Origin of the sequence: Mitsuaria chitosanitabida ATCC BAA-476 = NBRC 102408, assembly GCF_001598255.1 — a bacterium.
Classification (GTDB): Bacteria; Pseudomonadota; Gammaproteobacteria; order Burkholderiales; family Burkholderiaceae_C; genus Roseateles; species Roseateles chitosanitabidus.
Map to the genome: position 1 here is coordinate 1 of NZ_BCYP01000040.1, position 18,589 is coordinate 18,589.

Annotated in this window: 16 protein-coding genes; 7 read left to right on the forward strand and 9 right to left on the reverse strand. The window is 70.7% G+C overall.

The genetic code is table 11. From position 1 onward, the window contains the following. The 5 genes from MCHT01_RS27195 to MCHT01_RS23705 form a co-directional block, all read right to left on the reverse strand. Positions 1-195: hypothetical protein (locus MCHT01_RS27195; protein ID WP_218017940.1), on the reverse strand; the 195-nt coding region annotated here is incomplete at its 3' end. Between the two features lie 34 nt (positions 196-229). Further along, positions 230-829 (reverse strand): HAD domain-containing protein, encoded by a 600-nt coding sequence (locus MCHT01_RS23690; protein ID WP_067069688.1) that lies wholly within the window; start codon positions 827-829, stop codon positions 230-232. Positions 830-870: 41 nt separating this feature from the next. Continuing rightward, entirely contained in the window at positions 871-1,329 is a 459-nt protein-coding gene (locus MCHT01_RS23695; protein WP_067069692.1) for an HAD domain-containing protein, read from the reverse strand. Positions 1,330-1,341: 12 nt separating this feature from the next. Then, the gene (locus MCHT01_RS23700; protein WP_148661691.1) at positions 1,342-1,797 is read right to left on the reverse strand and encodes a hypothetical protein; all 456 of its coding nucleotides are present in this window, start codon (positions 1,795-1,797) and stop codon (positions 1,342-1,344) included. Between the two features lie 232 nt (positions 1,798-2,029). Continuing rightward, on the reverse strand, positions 2,030-6,121 hold the full coding sequence (locus MCHT01_RS23705; RefSeq protein WP_084453288.1) for a ribonucleotide reductase barrel domain-containing protein: 4,092 nt from the start codon (positions 6,119-6,121) through the stop codon (positions 2,030-2,032). Positions 6,122-6,398: 277 nt separating this feature from the next. Here MCHT01_RS23705 and MCHT01_RS23710 point away from each other — a divergent pair, with 277 nt between their 5' ends. Continuing rightward, positions 6,399-7,067, forward strand: a complete 669-nt coding sequence (locus MCHT01_RS23710) for a GGDEF domain-containing protein (protein WP_067069696.1) — start codon at positions 6,399-6,401, stop codon at positions 7,065-7,067. Positions 7,068-7,163: 96 nt separating this feature from the next. Here MCHT01_RS23710 and MCHT01_RS23715 read toward each other — a convergent pair whose 3' ends face one another. Further along, the gene (locus tag MCHT01_RS23715) at positions 7,164-7,826 is read right to left on the reverse strand and encodes a DUF1134 domain-containing protein (protein WP_084453289.1); all 663 of its coding nucleotides are present in this window, start codon (positions 7,824-7,826) and stop codon (positions 7,164-7,166) included. 234 nt (positions 7,827-8,060) lie between these two features. Between MCHT01_RS23715 and MCHT01_RS23720 the strand changes: the two genes are divergently transcribed. After that, entirely contained in the window at positions 8,061-8,489 is a 429-nt protein-coding gene (locus MCHT01_RS23720) for a hypothetical protein (RefSeq protein WP_148661692.1), read from the forward strand. 82 nt (positions 8,490-8,571) lie between these two features. Beyond that, positions 8,572-8,943, forward strand: coding sequence for a PilZ domain-containing protein (locus tag MCHT01_RS23725; protein WP_067069700.1), 372 nt, complete (start codon positions 8,572-8,574; stop codon positions 8,941-8,943). A 63-nt stretch (positions 8,944-9,006) separates the two neighbouring features. Here the strand turns inward: MCHT01_RS23725 and MCHT01_RS23730 are convergent, their stop codons facing one another. Beyond that, the gene (locus tag MCHT01_RS23730; protein WP_067069703.1) at positions 9,007-9,855 is read right to left on the reverse strand and encodes an alpha/beta fold hydrolase; all 849 of its coding nucleotides are present in this window, start codon (positions 9,853-9,855) and stop codon (positions 9,007-9,009) included. Positions 9,856-10,035: 180 nt separating this feature from the next. Here MCHT01_RS23730 and MCHT01_RS23735 point away from each other — a divergent pair, with 180 nt between their 5' ends. From MCHT01_RS23735 to MCHT01_RS23750, 4 genes are all read left to right on the forward strand, one after another. Then, positions 10,036-11,205: a sensor histidine kinase gene (locus MCHT01_RS23735; RefSeq protein ID WP_067069705.1), complete on the forward strand. Its 1,170-nt coding sequence runs from the start codon at positions 10,036-10,038 to the stop codon at positions 11,203-11,205. A gap of 11 nt (positions 11,206-11,216) precedes the next feature. After that, positions 11,217-12,341 (forward strand): histidine kinase, encoded by a 1,125-nt coding sequence (locus MCHT01_RS23740; protein ID WP_067069708.1) that lies wholly within the window; start codon positions 11,217-11,219, stop codon positions 12,339-12,341. After that, a complete protein-coding gene (locus MCHT01_RS23745; RefSeq protein WP_067069711.1) occupies positions 12,338-13,108 on the forward strand; it encodes a LytR/AlgR family response regulator transcription factor in 771 nt (256 codons plus the stop codon). Before MCHT01_RS23740 ends, MCHT01_RS23745 begins: the two co-directional genes overlap by 4 nt. A 300-nt stretch (positions 13,109-13,408) precedes the next feature. After that, the gene (locus tag MCHT01_RS23750; RefSeq protein ID WP_067069714.1) at positions 13,409-15,790 is read left to right on the forward strand and encodes a molybdopterin-dependent oxidoreductase; all 2,382 of its coding nucleotides are present in this window, start codon (positions 13,409-13,411) and stop codon (positions 15,788-15,790) included. Here MCHT01_RS23750 and MCHT01_RS23755 read toward each other — a convergent pair. Together MCHT01_RS23755 and MCHT01_RS23760 are read right to left on the reverse strand one after the other, a co-directional pair. After that, positions 15,729-16,829: a sce7725 family protein gene (locus MCHT01_RS23755; protein WP_169806199.1), complete on the reverse strand. Its 1,101-nt coding sequence runs from the start codon at positions 16,827-16,829 to the stop codon at positions 15,729-15,731. The genes MCHT01_RS23750 and MCHT01_RS23755 overlap by 62 nt on opposite strands. Positions 16,830-17,172: 343 nt before the next feature. Further along, positions 17,173-18,588 (reverse strand): efflux transporter outer membrane subunit, encoded by a 1,416-nt coding sequence (locus MCHT01_RS23760; protein ID WP_067069720.1) that lies wholly within the window; start codon positions 18,586-18,588, stop codon positions 17,173-17,175. Position 18,589 lies beyond the last annotated feature (1 nt).

The window sequence follows — 18,589 nt, forward strand, 5'->3', positions numbered from 1 at the left end:
AACCTCGGTTAAGCCCACTTCGGCTTCGGCCTGCATGCGCCGCTGAAGCTTCTCAGGCACAAAGTGGCCAGCTTCAACGGAGTCGCGGTTCAGCCGCTCCGCAGCTTCGATGAGGCTGCGCTGCCGGGCGTCAGGCGTGAATCCAACTCCAGGCTGCTGTCCGGCCGGCTCAGTTGGGTCATCCTGTGTTGCCATCAGCGGTCTCCAGCTGTGCTTCACTGCGCATGGTTCATCGCGGCCTGGACAGCGGGTTCCATACGCTGCGTGGACCAAACGGCGTTCGGATGGCAGCACGCGCCGCTTCCAACAAGCCGTCGTGAAAACCCACGCCTTCCCTGCATAGCAACACGTGACCCTGCCGCATCCACTGCGTCTCCACTAGCGTGGCTCCTGAACACTCATCGTCGAGGATGAGGAAGCTCTCGCCACGACTGTGCTTGGCGAACCAACGCTGTATCGACGCCCCGCGGCCAAGGCCGTACAACTCTGGCGTGCCCCAGACCGGATGAAGGTCGGCGGCCCCGATGCGGACGCCACCAAGCTCGAACAAGGACAGGAAGCCGTTTCTCTCGACGAGGCGAAGCCACGACGTCGCAAGCACCACGCGAGGCCGGAACTCGGACATCAGCTGGTTCAACGCTGCGACAGCATGCCGCGCAAACAGACGTTCGTGAAAGTCCGCCGGCACCTTCGCAGGCTGATTGACTGCCCGCGCCGCGTCGCGCCCGTTGTAATGGGTGTTGAGTGCGAGGACGTCATCCAAATCCAAGAACAGCAGCGGCGAGGCTGGCGCCTTGACTATCGCTCCGCCGTCAACCGTCGACTTCATTCCACGTCGCCTCCAGCACCTGCCTCAACCGTTTAACCACGCTAGGGTCGGACAGACCCATTGCCGGGTCGCACTTCACCAGGCGCGCGCATGACCTTGTCGTACTGCCAGCCCTCGTCGTCATCATCCAGCGCGGCCCACCATCGCAGGCAGTGCGTCTTGACGTAGTTGCGAACGACACCGCAGCTTGAGTTCAGCTTCCGCGACTCGTAGAGGGTGAGCCAGACGATGGTGTCCCCTGTCGCGCCCACGATTCGCGCTTTCAGCCAATCGGGCGCTATCGCCTTGACCTTCTCAAAACCCAGAACCATCGTTGCAGAGGTGCGGAGAACCACGTCTGCATTCAGCTCTTCGACCACCGGCTGAAGAGCACCGACCCATTCGAAGGGCTTGGGGACACCCGGGCCGGAGATGCCCATTGGCAGCAGATACGCCATCTCTGCCCGATGGGCCACTCCATCCAAATTCAAGAAAAGGGTGGGACGCTCCTCAGCGCTCATGACCCGCCTCCGTCAATCGGCGGCTCGCCAGGCCTCCGCCCGATAGAGAGACTCGAGCCCCTTGAGCTGAGAGACCTCAACCGAGTTGTCTTGACACCCGACAGTCACGGAAACCCCGCTGCCGAACCGCACGACGAAGACCTCGACACCGGTGAATCGCAGCACCTCGACGACCTCACCAAACAAGTAGCCAGGAGTGGCCTTGGGGGTGAAAACGCCGACGAATAGCGAGAAACGGACGACGCCGTCTCCGCGGCCAAAACGCAGCGCTTCGATGAAGTCACGCGTGAGCCATTGGCGGGTCTCGTACTCCCCGTTGGCACCCAACTCAGTGCGTCGCGCTTGAATCCAATGCCTTGCCGGCATTTCGACGGCTGACCATCCACGTTGCCCACGGGCATCTGGGACGCCAGGACCAGCGAGTTTGATTTCATCTCGGATGGCAGTACGAAGGGCGTGACTGGGCATGACAGCTTGAATCTGCAGACAGTGAGAGGGGTAGCGCGGCGACACCCGAAGAGCAGGCCTACTGGCGGACGACCTCGGATTGCTTGCGGTTCCCGGGAACCACGACGCGGCACGGCGGAAATAGATGTCACTCGTATCGGCGCGAGAGGAGCGGTCAGTTTTCTAGCGCCTTTTGCGACAAAAGCTTGCGTTAAATGCGTTCAGAATTGCGGCAATTGGTGTCCTGCACACGTCACCCGCACTGCCCCACGAACCCGCACGCCGTGCAGAACTCGCAGCCATCCCGATGGATCAGCGTGGAGTTCCCGCATTCCGGGCAGCGCTTGCCGGCCATGGCCGGGACCCCGGTCGGCGGGGCCGCGGTGCGGACCTTCGCCGCCGGCGCCTGTTGCAGCAGGCCCATGTCGACCAGCGGAAAGCCCTGTTCGTCGAGCACGCCCAGCATCGCGTAGCGGTGGATCACCAGCCGCGCGACGTAGGCCACCGTGGACGGCCACACCTGTTGGCGGCGCTCGCCGGAGAGCGTCGGCACCGGCGCCATGAAGTGGCCCAGCGGCTCGCCGACGTTGAGCAGCTTGCGCAGCTTCATGCCGATCCAGCCCGGGTCCAGCACCCGCATGTCCAGCGACAGCAGGCGCGCCAGACCGTCGAAGGCGCGCGGGTAGTTGCCCGAGAACCCCATCGCGCACGGCCGCGTGACGCTGCCACCGTCCGGCGTGGGCAGGCTCACCTCCTTGAGCGTCAGCGTGAACAGCTCGCCGGTCGCGGGGTTGTCGACGTCCACCGCCCAGGCCAGGGTGCCGGCGGTGCCGGTGCGCGGCTCCTCGCGCGAGAACATCGCGTCCAGCACCGGCGTGGGCCCGCCTTCCTGCAGCGCGCCGAGCTGCTCGCAGCGCCAGCGGATCACCGCCGCCGTCGCCGCGACCACGCCCGGGAACAGGCGCGGCTCGCCCTGCGGCGGCATGGGCATTTCGAAGGACCGTTCCTCGGCCACCGTCGCCAGCGCGTCCAGCTTGAGCCTCAGCCAGGCCGCGTCGTTGGCGCGCAGGTCCATCGACAGCGTCTTGGCCATCGCGCCCAGACCGCGGGGCTGCTCGGCGCCGTTGACCCAGACCTCGAAGGGCAAGGTGCGGCCGAAGAGCCCGGCTTCCGGCCCCTCGGCCGGCAGCTCCCCGACGAAGAGCGCGAAGTCCCCATGCGGGTGCCGGATCATGGTCGACCAGGCCGGATTGCCGCCGGGCAGCTCGGGCCGGCTGGGCCAGCGCAGCGAGGCCAGCACCGGCTTGGGCACGCGCTCCACGCGCAGCCGCTGGTTGGGCCCGGTGTCGGGCTTGAGCGGCTCCGGCCGGGCGACCGGCTCGACGCTCAGCACCGCGCCGAGCACGCTGTTGGGCCGGTAGGTCGCGAGCCCCTTCAGCCCGCTCTTCCAGGCCCAGGCGTACAGGTCCTGGAAGTCGGCATAGGGATAGTCGGCCGGCACGTTGACGGTCTTGGAGATCGAGGTGTCGACATAGGGCGCGACCGCCGCGACCATGGCCTCGTGGTCGGCCGCGCGCAGCTCGAGCGCGGTCACGAAGGCCTCGGTCAATGGTGCGTCGGCGCCGAACAGATGCCGATACAGCCGCCACGCGTGGTCCTCGACCGCGTACTCCTTGAAGCTGTTGTCGGGCATGCGCTTCTTGCGGGTGTAGCTCCAGGAGAAGGCGGGCTCGATGCCGTTGCTCGCGTTGTCGGCGAAGGCCAGCGAGATGGTGCCGGTCGGCGCGATCGACAGCAGATGCGAGTTGCGCAGCCCCTGCGCGCGGATCTTGTCCTTGAGCCACGGCGGGAGGCGCGAGGCGAAGTTGCCGCCGGAGAGATACAGGTCCGCGTTGAAGAGCGGGAACGCGCCGCGCTCGACCGCGAGATCCGCCGAGGCCTCGTAGGCGGCGTCGCGCATGAGCTCGCTGATGCGCCGCGCCATCGCGCGAGCGGGCTCGCCGTCGTAGCGCAGCCCCAGCATGACGAGCGCGTCGCCCAGCCCGGTGAAGCCGAGCCCGACGCGCCGCTTGTTGGAGGCCTCGAGCGCCTGCTGCGGCAAGGGCCATGGCGTCACGTCGAGCACGTTGTCCAGCATGCGCGTGGCGACCTTGCAGACGTCGATGAAGCCTGACTCGTCGAACGTCGCCTTCGCGCCGAACGCGTCCTCCACGAAGCTCGCCAGATTGACCGAACCGAGGCAGCAGCACCCGTAGGGCGGCAGGGGTTGCTCGGCGCAGTTGTGGACCATGAGGCCATTCGCGTCGAAGGCATGCACCTGCTCGACGGTCACGTCGTAGACCGGCTCGACGCCGTCGGCCTCGACCGAGGCGACGGTCGCCACGAAGCGCTCGCGATTGGGCGCGCGCTTCTGGGCAGCCAGTCGATCCGCGAGACGCCGTGCCTTCGCGGTGTCGGCGAAGCCGATGCGATCGGCGAAGACCTGCAGGTTGTCGCGGGCGATAACGAGGTCGTGGAGTGCCTGGTGCGGATACTCCCGCATGCCACCTCGCCCGTCAGGCAGGGGGCGGACACCCGCGCCCCGCCGGTCCGCATAGATCGTGGCAACGATGCCGAAGCGCAGCAGCATCCGCTGGACGGCTTGCAGCACGCTGAGGTCGACCTGCGTCAGGCGCACGCTCACGCCTTTGTCCTGCGTGCCCTGCACGGAGCCATCCGCATCGAACAGCCCTCGCAGGAAGGCGCTCTGGAACTCGGACGATGCCGATTCGATGGCCGGAGTGACGCCCTTGCCGCCAACCCCGGACCGAAGGCCCAGACGCAACGCCAGGTCGCGCAGCGGAGCCGAAGCCATGCGCATGGAACCCTGGCGAGCGATTGGCTTCTGCCATCCACGGAAATCCGCGCGATGTGGCAGGGTGGCGATCGCCTCGGAGATCGCCGCCGCGATCCCCTCCGCCGAGTGGGCGGGAACCTCGCCATTGGCGGCCAGCTTCAACTCAGGCGCCCACACCGTGAGAAGCGCCTTCTCCTGCTTGATATGACCATCGCCGAGCAGCGCGCCGATCAGATAGCCCTCGGCCGCCGTGAATGGCCCCGACCATCCTTCGAAGGACCGATGGTCCTGCAGCACCACCTCGTCCCCGGGCTGCAATGCGCCGGCGGCGACCCAAGCGGTCTCGGTGACGTAGCGAGTACGTTTGAGGACTCGCCGGACCGGATGGTCTGCCGTCAGCCGCAGCGCATGGCCCTCCTTCGTCTTCAGCGCCAGCACGGGCTTGATGCCCGTCGAGAAGAAACCGGCGGACTCCGTGCGATAGGCCTTGCCATCCACGATGGCCAGGAACGGCATGCCGATCAGATCGCTCACCTGCCGCGGCCCGTCGGCCGTCAGCACCCACGTGTCCGCCGTGACGCACGGATTCGTCGCGCTGATCGTCTCGCAGTAATGGAGGTTGTTGTCGGCGTTGATGCGGTCGAGGAAGAGCACGCCCGGCTCGGCGTGGTCGTAGGTGGAGCGCATCACCAGGTCCCACAGCTTGCGCGCGCGCATGCGCCGGTAGATCCACAGCCCGTCCGCCCGCTGCACGGCACCGGCCGCGCGTTGTTTCTCGCCTGGCATCGCCTTGTGCACCAGCTCGAAATCGGCGTCCGCCTCCACCGCCTGCATGAACCCGTCCGTCACGCCGATCGAGATGTTGAAGTTGCGCAGATCCCCCTGGTCCTTGGCGTGGATGAAAGCCTCGATGTCCGGGTGGTCGCAGCGCAGCACGCCCATCTGCGCGCCCCGCCTGGAGCCCGCGGACTCCACCGTCTCGCAGCTGCGGTCGAAGACGCGCATGTAGCTCACCGGGCCCGACGCGCTCGATTGCGTCGACTTCACGTACGCGCCCTGGGGCCGGATCCGCGAGAAGTCGTAGCCCACGCCGCCGCCGCGCCGCATGGTCTCGGCCGCCTCCGTCAGCGCGGTGTAGATGCCGGGATGGCCGTCCTCCTCTTCCGCGATCGCGTCGCCCACCGGCTGCACGAAGCAGTTGATCAGCGTGGCCGACAAGCTCGTCCCCGCGGCCGACGCGATCCGACCCGCCGGCACGAAGCCGCGCCGCTGCGCGTCCAGGAAGCGCGCCTCCCAGTGCGCGCGCTGCTCCGGCGACTCCGCCGCCGCCAGCGCCCGCGCCACCCGCGCCCGCACCTCCTCCAGGCTGCGCTCGCCCCCCTTGGCGTATTTCTCCAGCAGCACCTCGGCGCTGATGTCCTGCGCGGGGAGGCTCTCCACGCCCACCCGCGCGGGCGTCGCCGAGGACGACGAACTCTGGGACGACTGGGAATCGGTCGAGGGATTCATGCGCCACGCCTCCTGCAACGCCGGCCCCGGCCGGCGACGAACACCCGGGAACGGACCATCCTAGTCCTGACCTCCTCGCGCCGCCGGACGGGTCCCTCGAATCCGTCATCCCGTCATCACGGGCCCGCCATCACGGCGTCATCGGCCCTCAGGCTCCGTGAGCGCGCACTTGCCGCGCAGGCGTTGCCGCGCATCCGGCTCGCCCCGCCGTTCATCGGTTTTCCCACTGGTAAGCCCGCATGGGATGTCCGGATCTCGGACGCTATCCTTTTCCGCCATGAACCTTGACAAGGTCTTGCGTGCCAGCCCCGGAACCCTGGGCGATCTGGAACAAGGCTGCGCCGATGCCCGCCGTCTGATCGTGGACGGCCAGATCGACGCGGCCCGGGCTCGCCTGGACGAGCTGCGCAAGACCCATGGCGACGACCAGGCCCCGCTGCAGGAAGCCCTCAGCGCCGCGGCCGAGGCGCAGGGCGATCTCGCCGCCGCGCTGTCGCATCACAAGCGTTTCCACGCGCTGGCCATGGCCGCCGGCGCCTCGTCGCCGCTGGCCTCGCGCGACCAGTTGCTCGCGCGGCTGGTCGAGCGCCAGCAGCAGAACTCCCCCGACATGGCCTGGTGCCTGGTGGCGCTGGCCGCCGCGCGCGCGCCGGCCGGCGCGCTGCCGCACATGCTGCGCCAGCAGTGCCGCGCGCAGGACGTGCTGGCGCTGGGTCAGGGCGAGGCCATGCTCATGCTGCTGCATGACGTGGACCTGCCCACCGGCCGCAAGGTCTGCGAGCGCTTCCGCGCCGTGTGGATGCAGCAGCAACCGATCGCCGGTCCGCTCAGCATGGGCCTGACCGCCTGGCGCGGTCCGGGCGACACCGGCAGCGGCCTGCTCGGCCGCGCGGAACACGCGCTGGCGCGCAGCCAGCGCGAAGGCGCCCCGCTGCGCACCGGTTGAGCGCGGCCTCCCGCCGCGCCCCCTCCGCCTCGCCCTCGTCCGACGAGCCCCGCTCGCCGGACACCGTCGGGGGTCCGGATCGACCGGATCGCCCGATCAGAACGGGTTGATCGTCTTCTCGCGGCGATAGTGGATATAGCCCACGCTGGCCCCGGCGCGCAGGCCCACGCCCAGGCGGATCGGCGCCAGGGTGATGCCGTTGGCGCGCTGGTAGTTGATGCCGGCGCCGCCGATGTAGTACAGGCTGCCGTCCACGCCGGGGAAGCGTCGATAGATGGCGCTCGGCTTGGGCAGCTTGTAGACCAGCGTGAACACCTTGGACGCGTTGCCGCCGATGTCGAACCCGATCGACGGACCGGCCCAGTAGACCTTGGCGGCGCCGCCGTGCTTCATCAGCAGGTCGCCCTCGCCGTAGCGCAGGCCCACGGTCACCGCGCCGCCGGCCTCCTGGCCCTTGATGTAGGCGTTCGGGCGGCCCTGCTCCTTGAAGGCCTTCTCGATCACCTTGGCCAGGCCCTCGGTGGTCTCGCCGAAGAAGTCGGTCGCGGCCTTCAGCACGGAGTCCTGGTCGTAGGTGTCGTCCTCGTTCTCCGCCGCCAGCGCCGGCAGCGCGCCCAGCCCCGCCGGCAGCACCAGGCCCGCGGCCGTGTATCGGCCCAGGCGGCTCAACGCGTCGCGGCGCGCCAGCAGCGGCTGGCCGTCCAGGTCTTGCAGGTCGGTCGATTCAGTCATCTCGGTCAGGGGCACTTGGCGGTTCATGCGGATCTCCGGGTTAGTCGGAATGGCGTCGGGTTCAGCCCGTCAGGCAATCGGGGTGCCCGCTCTCCGAACAGACGAATGCTACGCCGCCGAGTGACGGACGGCATGGCGGATCGACAGGTCGCGCCTATACACTGCGCGAACGCCGAGACAGAGGGATCCCCGAAGACCAACAAGGAGCGGCGATGCATGCAAACAGCAGTCGTGACAAGAGTGCGTCAAGGAGGACATGCAGTGAGCAGTGACCTGCCCCGTCTGGCCCGAGCGCTGGAGTATCTGGACATGGCGTCCGCGCTGTACCTGGCCGGCGGCGCCGACCATTCGGCGCAGTTGCTGGCCGCCGCGGGCGAACGCCTGCTCGGCGACCTCGCCCGCCTGATCCAGTCGCCGGAGCACGGCGCCGAGGTCCAGCAACTGCTGGCCCGCCTCGCCCAGCACCACGTCAGCCAGCCCGTGCCGGACGTTCCCGGCCACAACCAGTCGCGCCAGCTGCAAGCCATGCTGTCGCGCCAGGAATCGCCCGAGGCGACCGAGCTGCGCCAGGCCACGTCCGCGCTGCTGCGCGCCGCCTGGTACCTGCTGGAGACCATGGGGCTGGAACCGCTGGCCCCCTCGCGTTTGCATCAGGCCATCGAGAAGAGCACGATCTACGCCGAGCTCTGATCCGAGCCCACCGCGCCGCGGCGCCCGATCTGGTGTCGGACCCGCGAGCTCCCTCCACGCCGACCGCCGCGAGCCCACGCCCATGAGCACCACCGACTCCGAACGCCGTCATTTCTCGCGGATCGCGTTCGCGGGTCCGGCCCAGCTCGTCTCGGTCGAGCAGCGCCTGCCGGTGCAGGTGCTGGACCTGTCGCTCAAGGGCGCCCTGCTGCTGCTGCCCGAGGGGGCGGCCATCGAGCCCGGCGCGCTGTGCCTGCTGGATCTGCCGCTGGCCCCGCATGAGGGCCGCATCACGATGGCCGCCCAGCTGGCCCATGTGAACGGTGACCGCGCCGGTCTGCTGTGCCTGGGCATCGACATCGAGAGCATCACCCACCTGCGCCGCGTCATCGAGCTCAACCTCGGCGACGCCACGCTGGCCGAGCGCGACCTCAAGGCGCTGGCCGCGCTCTGACGCGGCACCCGCCGCGCCGCCTCGGGCGAAGGGGCCGGCCGGCGCCCGCCCCGCCCCCCGCGGTCACTCGGCGATGAAGCGCCGCAGCACCGCGAACGCCGCTTCCGGATCGTCGCGCCAGGCGCCATGGCCCACGCCGGGGAAGCGCGCCAGCTGACGCCATGGCTCCGGCAGCGCCGCATGGATGTCCAGCGCGTCCTCGAGCGGGCACACCGGGTCGTCCTCGCCCACCATCACCAGCACCGGGCATTGCGCCTTCTCCAGGCCGCGCAGCAGGCCCAGGTCCTGCTTCTCGCCCGCCACGAAGTGCAGCAGGATGTCCAGGTTCACCAGGGTGCGCGAACCCGCTTCCGGATCGGCCGCCGGCTTCGTGTTGTAGAGGTGGCGCACGCCGGACCAGTAGGCATCGAAGGTCGCCCGGGACGGGCGGGCCCAGAAGTCCTCCGCCAGCCGGCGGGCCTCGGGACCGCCGCGGCGCTCGAAGGCGGCGAGCTTGCGCTCCAGGCCCATGTGGTGCGAGGTGCTGGACAGGATCACCTTGGACGCATGGCCAGGATGCCGCGCGATGTAGCGCTGCGCGACGAAGCCGCCGAAGGACTGGCCCAGCACGATGGGCTTCTCGATGCCCAGCGCGTCGCACAGGCGCACGATGTCGTCGGCCCACATGTCCAGGGTCCATTCGGACGACGGCCGCGGATCGCTGCGGCCGTGTCCGCGATGGTCGTAGTAGACGATCTGCGCCAGGTCCGCGAGCCGGCTGAAGGCCGGCTTGTAGGCCGAGTGGTCGAAGCCCGGCCCGCCGTGCATGCAGATCAGCGTGGGTTTTTCCCGCATGGTCGCGCCGTCCGGCACGAGGCCCGGCCCTTCCACGTCCACGAACAGGCGAGCGCCGCCACCGAGATGGATCTTCATGGCCGGCGAGTATGCCGCCCCGCTCCGCCCGCGCGGTGGCGTCCCGGCGACGGGCGGGCGATGGGCGGGACGACGCGCCCCCGGACCCTCGGTCCCCCGAGGCCCGGACTCGTCCCGCCCTGGGCGGCTTCGTCGCATGGGCGGTGGCGACCCGGTCGGCAGGCGGACAGAATGCCGCCCATGTCCGATGAGTCCTCGTCCCCCGCGCTCGCCCCGAAGGCGCCGGTCCGCCCCGCGCGCGAGGCCGCCCTGCAGCTCTTCAACCTGCGCATGATCGCCGCGGCCTTCTACTTCTGCCTGGCGATGGCGGGGGCGCGCTCGCTCACCTGGATGACGCAGACCGACGGCCTGTTCGACTGGATCCTGGAGTGGGCCACCTTCACCCGCCAGACCTTCCTGACCGCGCTGAGCGTGCTGGCCATGCTGGCCTTGGCCGAGGCCTGGCTGGTGCGTTCGCCGCGGGCGCCGGTGGTGGTGCGCGGCGCCGCCATCGCGGTCGGGGCCGCGGTCGGCACGCTGCTGCGATTCAAGGTCGCCAACATGGGCGATCCGCAGGCGCCGCTGCATTGGGCCTGGCTGCTGTCGACCACGCTGCTGTGGCTGCTGCTGGGTTGCCTCTTCAGCGCGCTGCTGCAGACCCTGCGCGAGGAGCGCCGCGCCCAGGCGCACCTGGTGGAACTGGCCCGCCAGCACGACCGCCTGCAGGCGCAGCAGATGGAGGCGCAGTTCTCCGCGCTCAACGCGCAGATCGAGCCCCACTTCCTGTTCAACACGCTGGCCAACGTCAAGCGTCTCTACGAGACGGCGCCCGAACGCGGCCGGGACATGCTCGCCAGCCTGATCGCCTACCTGCGCGCCGCGCTGCCCAGCATGCGCCAGGGCATGTCGACGCTGGGGCAGGAGCTGGAGCTCGCGCGCAGCTACCTGACCATCCTGCAGATGCGCATGGGCGACCGGCTGCGCTTCGACATCGTGGCCGACGCGGCGCTCTTCGCGACGCCACTGCCGCCCATGGTGCTGCCGACGCTGGTGGAGAACGCCATCAAGCACGGCCTGTCGCCGCTGCCCGAGGGCGGCCGCATCGACATCAGCGCCCATCGCGAGCCCGGCGGCGAGGGACTGACCCTGGAGGTGCGCGACACCGGCCAGGGCTTCGCCGCCAGCGGCGGGAGCGGGGTCGGCCTGGCCAACACGCGGGCGCGGCTGAGCGCGATGTTCGGGCGCGACGCGTGGCTGGAGCTCGAGGCCGCCGCGCCGCGCGGCGTGGTCGCGCGGGTGCGGGTGCCGCTGCGGGACGCGCGCCGCCCGGTCGGCCGCGCCGTGCCGGTCGACGCCCGGGCCGCCACATGAGCGCGGCGCCGATGCCCCCCGTCGTCCGCTGGTCCGCCCTGCCCGCCCATGCCTGGCGCTCGTGGGGCTCGCTGCGTCGCGAGGAGCTGACCTGGTTCCTGCTGATGGGCGTGTTCTACGGCCTGGTGGACGTCACGTCGATCGCCTACGTGATCGACAACCCGCGCTGGCCGGCGGCGCTGGCGAATCAGCTGCTCACGCCGCTGCTGGTGGCGCTCGTGATCCTGATGGCCTGGCTGCCGGCCAACCGCAGCGCGGTCGACAGCCCCTGGCGCGTCGCGCGCCTGGCCGCGGCGGTGCTGCTGGGCGCCGTCGCGGCCAAACTGCTCTACGACTGGCTGATGCCGCTGCTGCACCTGCCGTCCATCGGCGACCTCGCCCGCGAGCGCAAGGGCGAGATGCCCTATGAGCCTGTGCACTGGCTCAACTTCATCGGCGAATGCCTGTCCATCTGCGTCACCGCCAGCCTGTCGGTGGCCTGGTACGAGGCGGTCCTGCGCCGGCGCCGCACCCGGGCCCGGCTGGAGGGCCTGCTGCGCGAGCAGAGCGCCATGCAGCGGGACGCCGCCGCGGCGCGCCTGGCCACCCTGCAGGCGCAGGTGGAGCCGCAGTTCCTCTTCGACACCCTGGTCGACATCGAGCGCGCCTACGAGCACGGCGAGCACGAGGCCGCCGAGCAGATGGAGCGGCTGATCCGCCACCTGCGCGTGGCCCTGCCGCGCTTGCGCGAGAGCGGCGTGACGCTGGAATCGGAGGGCGCGCTGCTGGACAGCTACCTGGCCGTGGTGGCGGGCCGGCAGCGGCGCGCGCTGACCCTGTCGACCGACTGGCCGGCCTGGCTGTCCTCGCGGCCGGTGCCGCCGATGCTGCTGCTGCCGCTGGCCCAGCTGATGCTGCGCGACGCGACCCGGCTGCCGACGCAGGCGCGCCTGAGCGCCAGCGAGACCGCCGGCGGCGGCCTGCGTCTGCGCCTGGCCTTCGACCGGGGCGGCCTGATCGGCGAGGATGGCGCCCTGCGCGCGCTCGGCGAGCGGCTGGAGCGCCTGGAGCGCGCCAGCCCTGTCGAGGGCGTCGCGCGCCTGCATTGCCGCAGCAATGCCGACGACACCGAATTCACCCTGGAGTTGCCCGCATGAGTCCGAATCCCGCCGCCCCGACCGCGGTCGTCGCCGAGGACGAGGCGACGCTGCGTCACGAGCTGATCGAGCGCCTGTCCCAGCTCTGGCCCGAGCTGAGCGTGGTCGGCGAGGCCGCCGACGGCGTGCAGGCGCTGCGGCTGCTGCACGAGTGCGAGCCCGACGTGCTCTTCCTCGACATCCAGATGCCCGGCGCGACCGGGCTGGAGGTCGCGCGTCAGGTCCGCGGCCGCAGCCACGTGGTCTTCGTCACCGCCTACGACCAGTACGCGGTGTCGGCCTTCGACGAGGGGGCGGTCGACTACCTGCTCAAGCCCTTGGAGCCGGCGCGCCTGTTCACCGCGATCAACCGCGTCAAGCAGCGTCTGGCGGGACCGCCGGTCGACCTGGGCGCCGTGCTGAGCCAGCTGGGCGCGCACGGCTCGAGCGCGGCGCCACGGCAGTTCCTGCGCTGGATCAACGCGTCGGTGGGGCAGTCGCTGAAGCTGATCACGGTCGACGAGGTGCTGTACTTCCAGTCGGACAACAAGTACACCCGCGTCGCCACGCGCCAGGGCGAGGCGCTGATCCGCAAGCCGCTCAAGGAACTGGTGGACGAGCTCGACCCGCAGCAGTTCTGGCAGATCCACCGCTCGACCCTGGTGAACGCCGCGGCCGTGGCCGGCGTGTCGCGCGACTTCCGCGGCCGCATGCAGGTCAAGCTCAAGGAGAGCGACGACGCACTCATCGTCGCGGAGAGCTACACCCACCTGTTCCGGCAGATGTAACGCGCCGACGCTCGAGTCGCTCGAGTCGCTCGAGACGCGCGCTGGCCCGCGCCGCAAGCGCCGCAAGCGCCGCAAGCGCCCGAGCGCCCGCGTGCCCGCGTGCCCGAGTGCCCGAGTGCCCGAGTGCCCGAATGCCCGAGCGATGGTGCCCCCTCTCCCGCTGCGCGGGAGAGGGCTGGGGTGAGGGCCGTGGCACACCAGAGCCTCCCCTGTCGCCTACATGACCACGGCCCCTGGATCGTCCTCCCACAATCGCCGGCATTCCCGGCACCCCGGGACCGACGAGAGGGGGAGACCGCCATGGCCACCGACGCCACAGCCGACCGCAGCGACACCGGCGAGCAATCGCACTTCCGCATCTGCCCGCTCTGCGAGGCCTGCTGCGGCCTGGAGATCCGCACCCGCGAGACCCCGCAAGGCCGCGCCATCGTCTCCATCCGCGGCGAGGCCCGCGACCCCTTCAGCGGCGGCTACCTCTGCCCCAAGGGCGTCGCCCTCAAGGACCTGCACGAGGACCCCGACCGCCTGCGCCAGCCGATGAAGCGACGCGCCGATCGCAGCGGCTTCGATCCGATCAGCTGGGAGGACGCCTTCGCCGAGGTCGCCGCGCGCCTGCCCGCGCTGCGCGAGCGCCACGGCAACGACGCGGTCGCGCTGACCATCGGCAATCCGGCCTCGCACAAGATCGGCCTGTTCAGCTACTTCCCGCATCTGGCGCGCGCGCTCGGCACCCGCAACCTGTTCTCCGCGTCGACGCTGGACCAGATGCCCAAGCAGCTGGCCTGCGGCCTGATGTACGGGCACTGGCTCAGCGTGCCGGTGCCGGACCTGCCGCGCACCGACCTCCTGATCGTGCTGGGCGCCAATCCGATGGTGAGCAACGGCAGCATGTGGACCAGCCCCGACTACCGCGGCAAGGCCAAGGCCCTGCGCGCGCGCGGCGGCCGCATCGTCGTCATCGACCCGCGACGCAGCGAGACCGCGCAGGCCGCCGACGAGCACCTCGCCATCCGTCCCGGCGGCGACGTCTTCCTGCTGCTGGGGCTGCTGCACACGCTGTTCGACGAGGACCTCGTGAAGCTCGGCAAGCTGGCCGACCACGTCGACGGCCTCGACGCGCTGCGCGCCGCCGCGGCGGACTTCCCGCCGGAGCGCTGCGCCGCGCATTGCGGCATCCCGGCCGACGCGCAGCGCCGCCTGGCGCGCGAGTTCGCGACCACCGAGCGGGCGGTGCTCTACGGCCGCATCGGCACCTGCACGCAGCGCTTCGGCTCGATCAACAGCTGGTTGATCGACGCGCTGAACATCCTCACCGGCCATTTCGATGTCGAGGGCGGGCTGATGTTCCCGAAGGCGGCGGCCTTCGCGGCCAACACGCTGGGCCGTCCCGGCCAGGGCAAGGGCGTGAGCACCGGGCGGCGCCACAGCCGCGTCAGCCGCGCGCCCGAGGTCATGGGCGAGCTCCCCATCAGCTGCCTCGCCGAGGAGATCGAGACGCCCGGCGAGGGCCAGGTCCAGGCCCTGATCACGATCGCCTGCAACCCCGTGCTGTCGTCGCCCAACGGCGAGCGCCTGGCACGCGCGCTGGACTCGCTGGACTTCATGCTCAGCCTGGACCCGTACATCAACGAGACCAGCCGCCACGCCGACCTGATCCTGCCGCCGCCCTCCCCGCTCGAGGACTGGCACTACGACATGGTGTTCGCGCAGCTGTCTTGGCGGAATCACGCGCGATGGTCCGGCGCGGTCATTCCGACCGGATCCTCGATCGCCGGGAAGCACGATGAACACGGAGATCCCGTCGATCCGCGCGATCCCGACGAGCGCATCGGCGACGAGCGGACCGTCTCCCCGGCGCCGCATCCCGAGTGGCGCACGCTGCTGCGGCTGGCCGCCATCCTCAACGGCCTGCCGCACGACGCCGACCTGCAGCCGATCGACGACGCCGCGCTGATGGCCGAGCTCAAGCGCCAGGCCGGCGATCGCGCCGAGGTGCTCTTCGCGATGCTCGATGGCGACGAGGGGCCCGCACGCTGGCTGGACCTGGGCCTGCGCGCCGGCCCCTACGGCGATGGCTTCGGCGCGCGGCCGGACGGTCTCTCGCTGAAGAAGGTCCAGGCGGCGCCGCACGGCATCGATCTGGGAGAGCTCCGGCCCCGCGTGCCCGAGCTGCTGCGCACGGCCTCGGGCCGCATCGAGCTCGCGCCGCCGCCGCTGCTGGCGGACCTCGCGCACGCCGAGGCCGCGCTGCGCCTGCCCCCGGGCGACGAGCTGCTGCTGATCGGCCGCCGCGAGACCCGCAGCAACAACAGCTGGATGCACAACCTGCCGGTGCTGGCCAAGGGCCGCGAGCGCTGCACGCTGCTCGTGCATCCCGACGATGCGGCGCGCGCCGGTGTCGCCGACGGCGAGCCCGCGCGGCTCAGCAACGCGCGCGGCAGCCTGATCGCGCAGATCAGCATCAGCGCCGACATGCGTCCCGGCGTGGTCAGCCTGCCGCACGGCTGGGGCCACGACCTCGCCGGCAGCCGGCTCGGCGTGGCCGCGCAGCACCCGGGCGTCAACATGAACCGGCTGCTGGACGAGGAAGCCCGCGATCCGGTCTCCGGTACCTCGATCCTCAGCGGGATTCCCGTCCGCCTGAGCGCGACGACCCCAGCGCCGGGCGCGGCGCCTCACTGACCGACAGCCCGGGCGGCGGCGACGCCGTACGCCCGAGCAGGTCCTCCGGCACCCGCGCGGGAAAGGCGCCGGCGAAGCGGCCCGTCAGCAGGCCGCTGACCAGCTCGAGGTGATGCATCACCTCCCACTGCTTGCTCAGCGCGCGCGAGGGCGGCGTCGTCGTGATCATGCTGCCGAGGTAGCGCCGCACCGCCTCGGTCGGACCGAAGGAGGCGTCGGGCCGGTCCAGCGATTCGCGGAAGCCCTGCAGCGCCTGCCGGAATCGGCCGCCGGCGCCGAGGTCCTCGGCGCCGCGCGGGCCGGTGAAGTGCTCGGTCCAGATCGAGTCGCCGGCCAGCTTGTCGTGATGGATGAAGCTCATGCGGAAGCACTCCGCCCGCGGCGTCGGATCGGGCGCGTCCGGGCGTGACGGCAGGGTCGTGTAATCCGAGAAACCCGCGAACCCCTCGGCGCGGTAACGCAGATGCCGGTCGGAGAACGGATGGCGGTCGCGCTGGCGCAGGTCGGCGGCCTCGGGCAGCCGGCGGTCCTCGACCCAGACGCAGCCGGCCGGTCCGGCCGCCGCGCGTGCCTGGGGCGCGGGCTCCGCGTCGCGGAAGAAGACCCGCCGGACATCCACGCCGCCCAGCAGCGCCATCACGTCGTGCAGCGGCGGCGCGTCATGGCCGACGACCAGCCCCACCGGCCGCGTGCCGAAGACATGGGCGAAACGCCGCACCGCGTCCGGCGTCAGCGCCGGCCCCAGCATCAGCACCGGATGGATCCATTGACGCGCCGGCAGCGAGCCGTAGAAGTGGCGCCCCCATTCCATCGCCTGCGCCGGTCGCAGCGGCTCGAAGTCCTGCCGCATCGGGTTGATCACCAGCCAGACCTGGAGCCGATGCGCCTCGCAGGCCTCCAACGTGTGGCGCAGCGAGGTCGCCGCCTGCCGCATCGGCTCGATCACCGGCTGCACGACGGCTTCCGTGCCGAGCAGGGGCGCGAGGTGCCGCAGCGCCAGCACCTCCTTCTGTTTGCCATGGAGATAGGGGTGGTACATGGTGGGGACCTCTGCGCGATGCATCCGGGAAGGGGCGCCGATGATGCGCAGGCCCTGCCCGTTCGTCAGCAGCGATCGCGGTCGTCCCTGCGGCAAGTCAAAGGATCCCGAAAAATCGGACAGCCTCCCGCTCGGCCGCCGCACCAGCCCGGCGACCCGAGGCACTGATCCGCCCCCTCGCGAATCCCGCCCGCCCGTGCCGCCTCGGCGCATGGCGTCCTGGCCGATGCGGGCTGGTCAACGCAGGCTGTTCGGCGAGGGGGGCCGCGGACGCCCAAATGACAACGGCGCCGGCCGCTGTCGCGAACCGGCGCCGTGAAGCGTCGACGGATCGAGCCGTCGATCAGGAGGGTTGACGCGAGGCGTCCTGTCCGCCGCCCAGCACCTTGTAGAGCTGCACCTGGTTCTGCAGCTGCGCCAGGCGCACCTGCAACGCGGCCTGCTGGGCCGCGAAGCTGGAACGCTGCGCGTCCAGCAGGTCCAGCGTGGACGCGGCGCCGTTGCGGTAGCTCAGGTCCACCAGCTGCAGTCGCGTCGCCTCGGCCGCGGCCTGCGCGTCCTGGGCGCGGAGCTGCTCGTCCAGCGTGGCGCGACCGGCCAGCGCGTCGGCGACTTCCTTGAAGGCCGTCTGCACGACCTTCTCGTACTGCGCCACCGCGATCTCGCGATTCGCCTTCGCCGCCGCGACGTTGTTGCTCACGCGGCCCGCGTCGAAGATCGGCATCAGCGCCGAGCCCGCGATGCTCCACGCGCTCTGGCTGAACAGATCGCGCAGCGCGCTGCTCGCCGTGCCCACGCTGCTGGTCAGCGTGATGCTCGGGAAGTAGGCCGCGCGGGCGACGCCGATGTTGGCCTCGGCCGACACCAGCTGCTGTTCGGCCTGGCGCACGTCGGGACGACGCACCAGCACTTCCGACGGCAGGCCCGCCAGCAGCGCGCCCATGGTCTGGTCGCCCAGCTTCCGGGCCGCGGGGAGCGACTCCGGCAGCGGCTGGCCGACCAGCAGGGTCAGCGCGTTCAGGTCCTGCTGGCGCGTGCGCTCGGCCTGGGCCAGCGTCGCGCGCGCCGACTCGTACGAGGACTTGGCGGTGCTCAGGTCCAGGTTGGACGCGGCGCCGTTGTCGAACTTCAGCTGCATCAGCTTGAGGCTGTCCTCGCGCGTGGCCAGCGTCTGGCGCGTCAGCGCCAGCAGTTCCTCGTCGGCCTGCACCGCCAGATAGGCGGACGCGACGCCCGACACCAGGCTGATCTGCGCCGAGCGCGCCGCCTCGCCCGTGGCGAGGTAGGTCGCGAAGGACGCGGCGCTCTGGTTCTTCACGCGGCTGAACAGGTCGATCTCGTACGAGGTCACCTGCAGGCCCGCCTGATAGACGCTGACGACCTTGTTGTCGCCGTTGCTGGTCGTCTGCGGACCGCGCTGGGCCGACAGGCCCAGGTTGACCGTCGGCCAGCGGTTGGCGGCCGTGACGTTGGCCTGCGCCCGCGCCACGTCCACGTTCAGCAGCGCGATGCGCAGGTCGCGGTTGTTCTTCAGCGAGAGATCGATCAGCTGCTTGAGCCGGTCGTCACGGAAGAACTGCTGCCATTGCAGCTCGGTGGCGACCTGGGCGTCGGCGGCTTCCGCGCCGGGGCCTTGCGGCCACTGCGGGGACACCGGCGCCTCCGGGCGCTGATGCTCGGGCGCGAGGTTCACGCAACCGGCCAGCAGCGCGACCGTCGCGGCCGCCGCGGCCATCACAGAGAGTTTTCTTTTCATCATC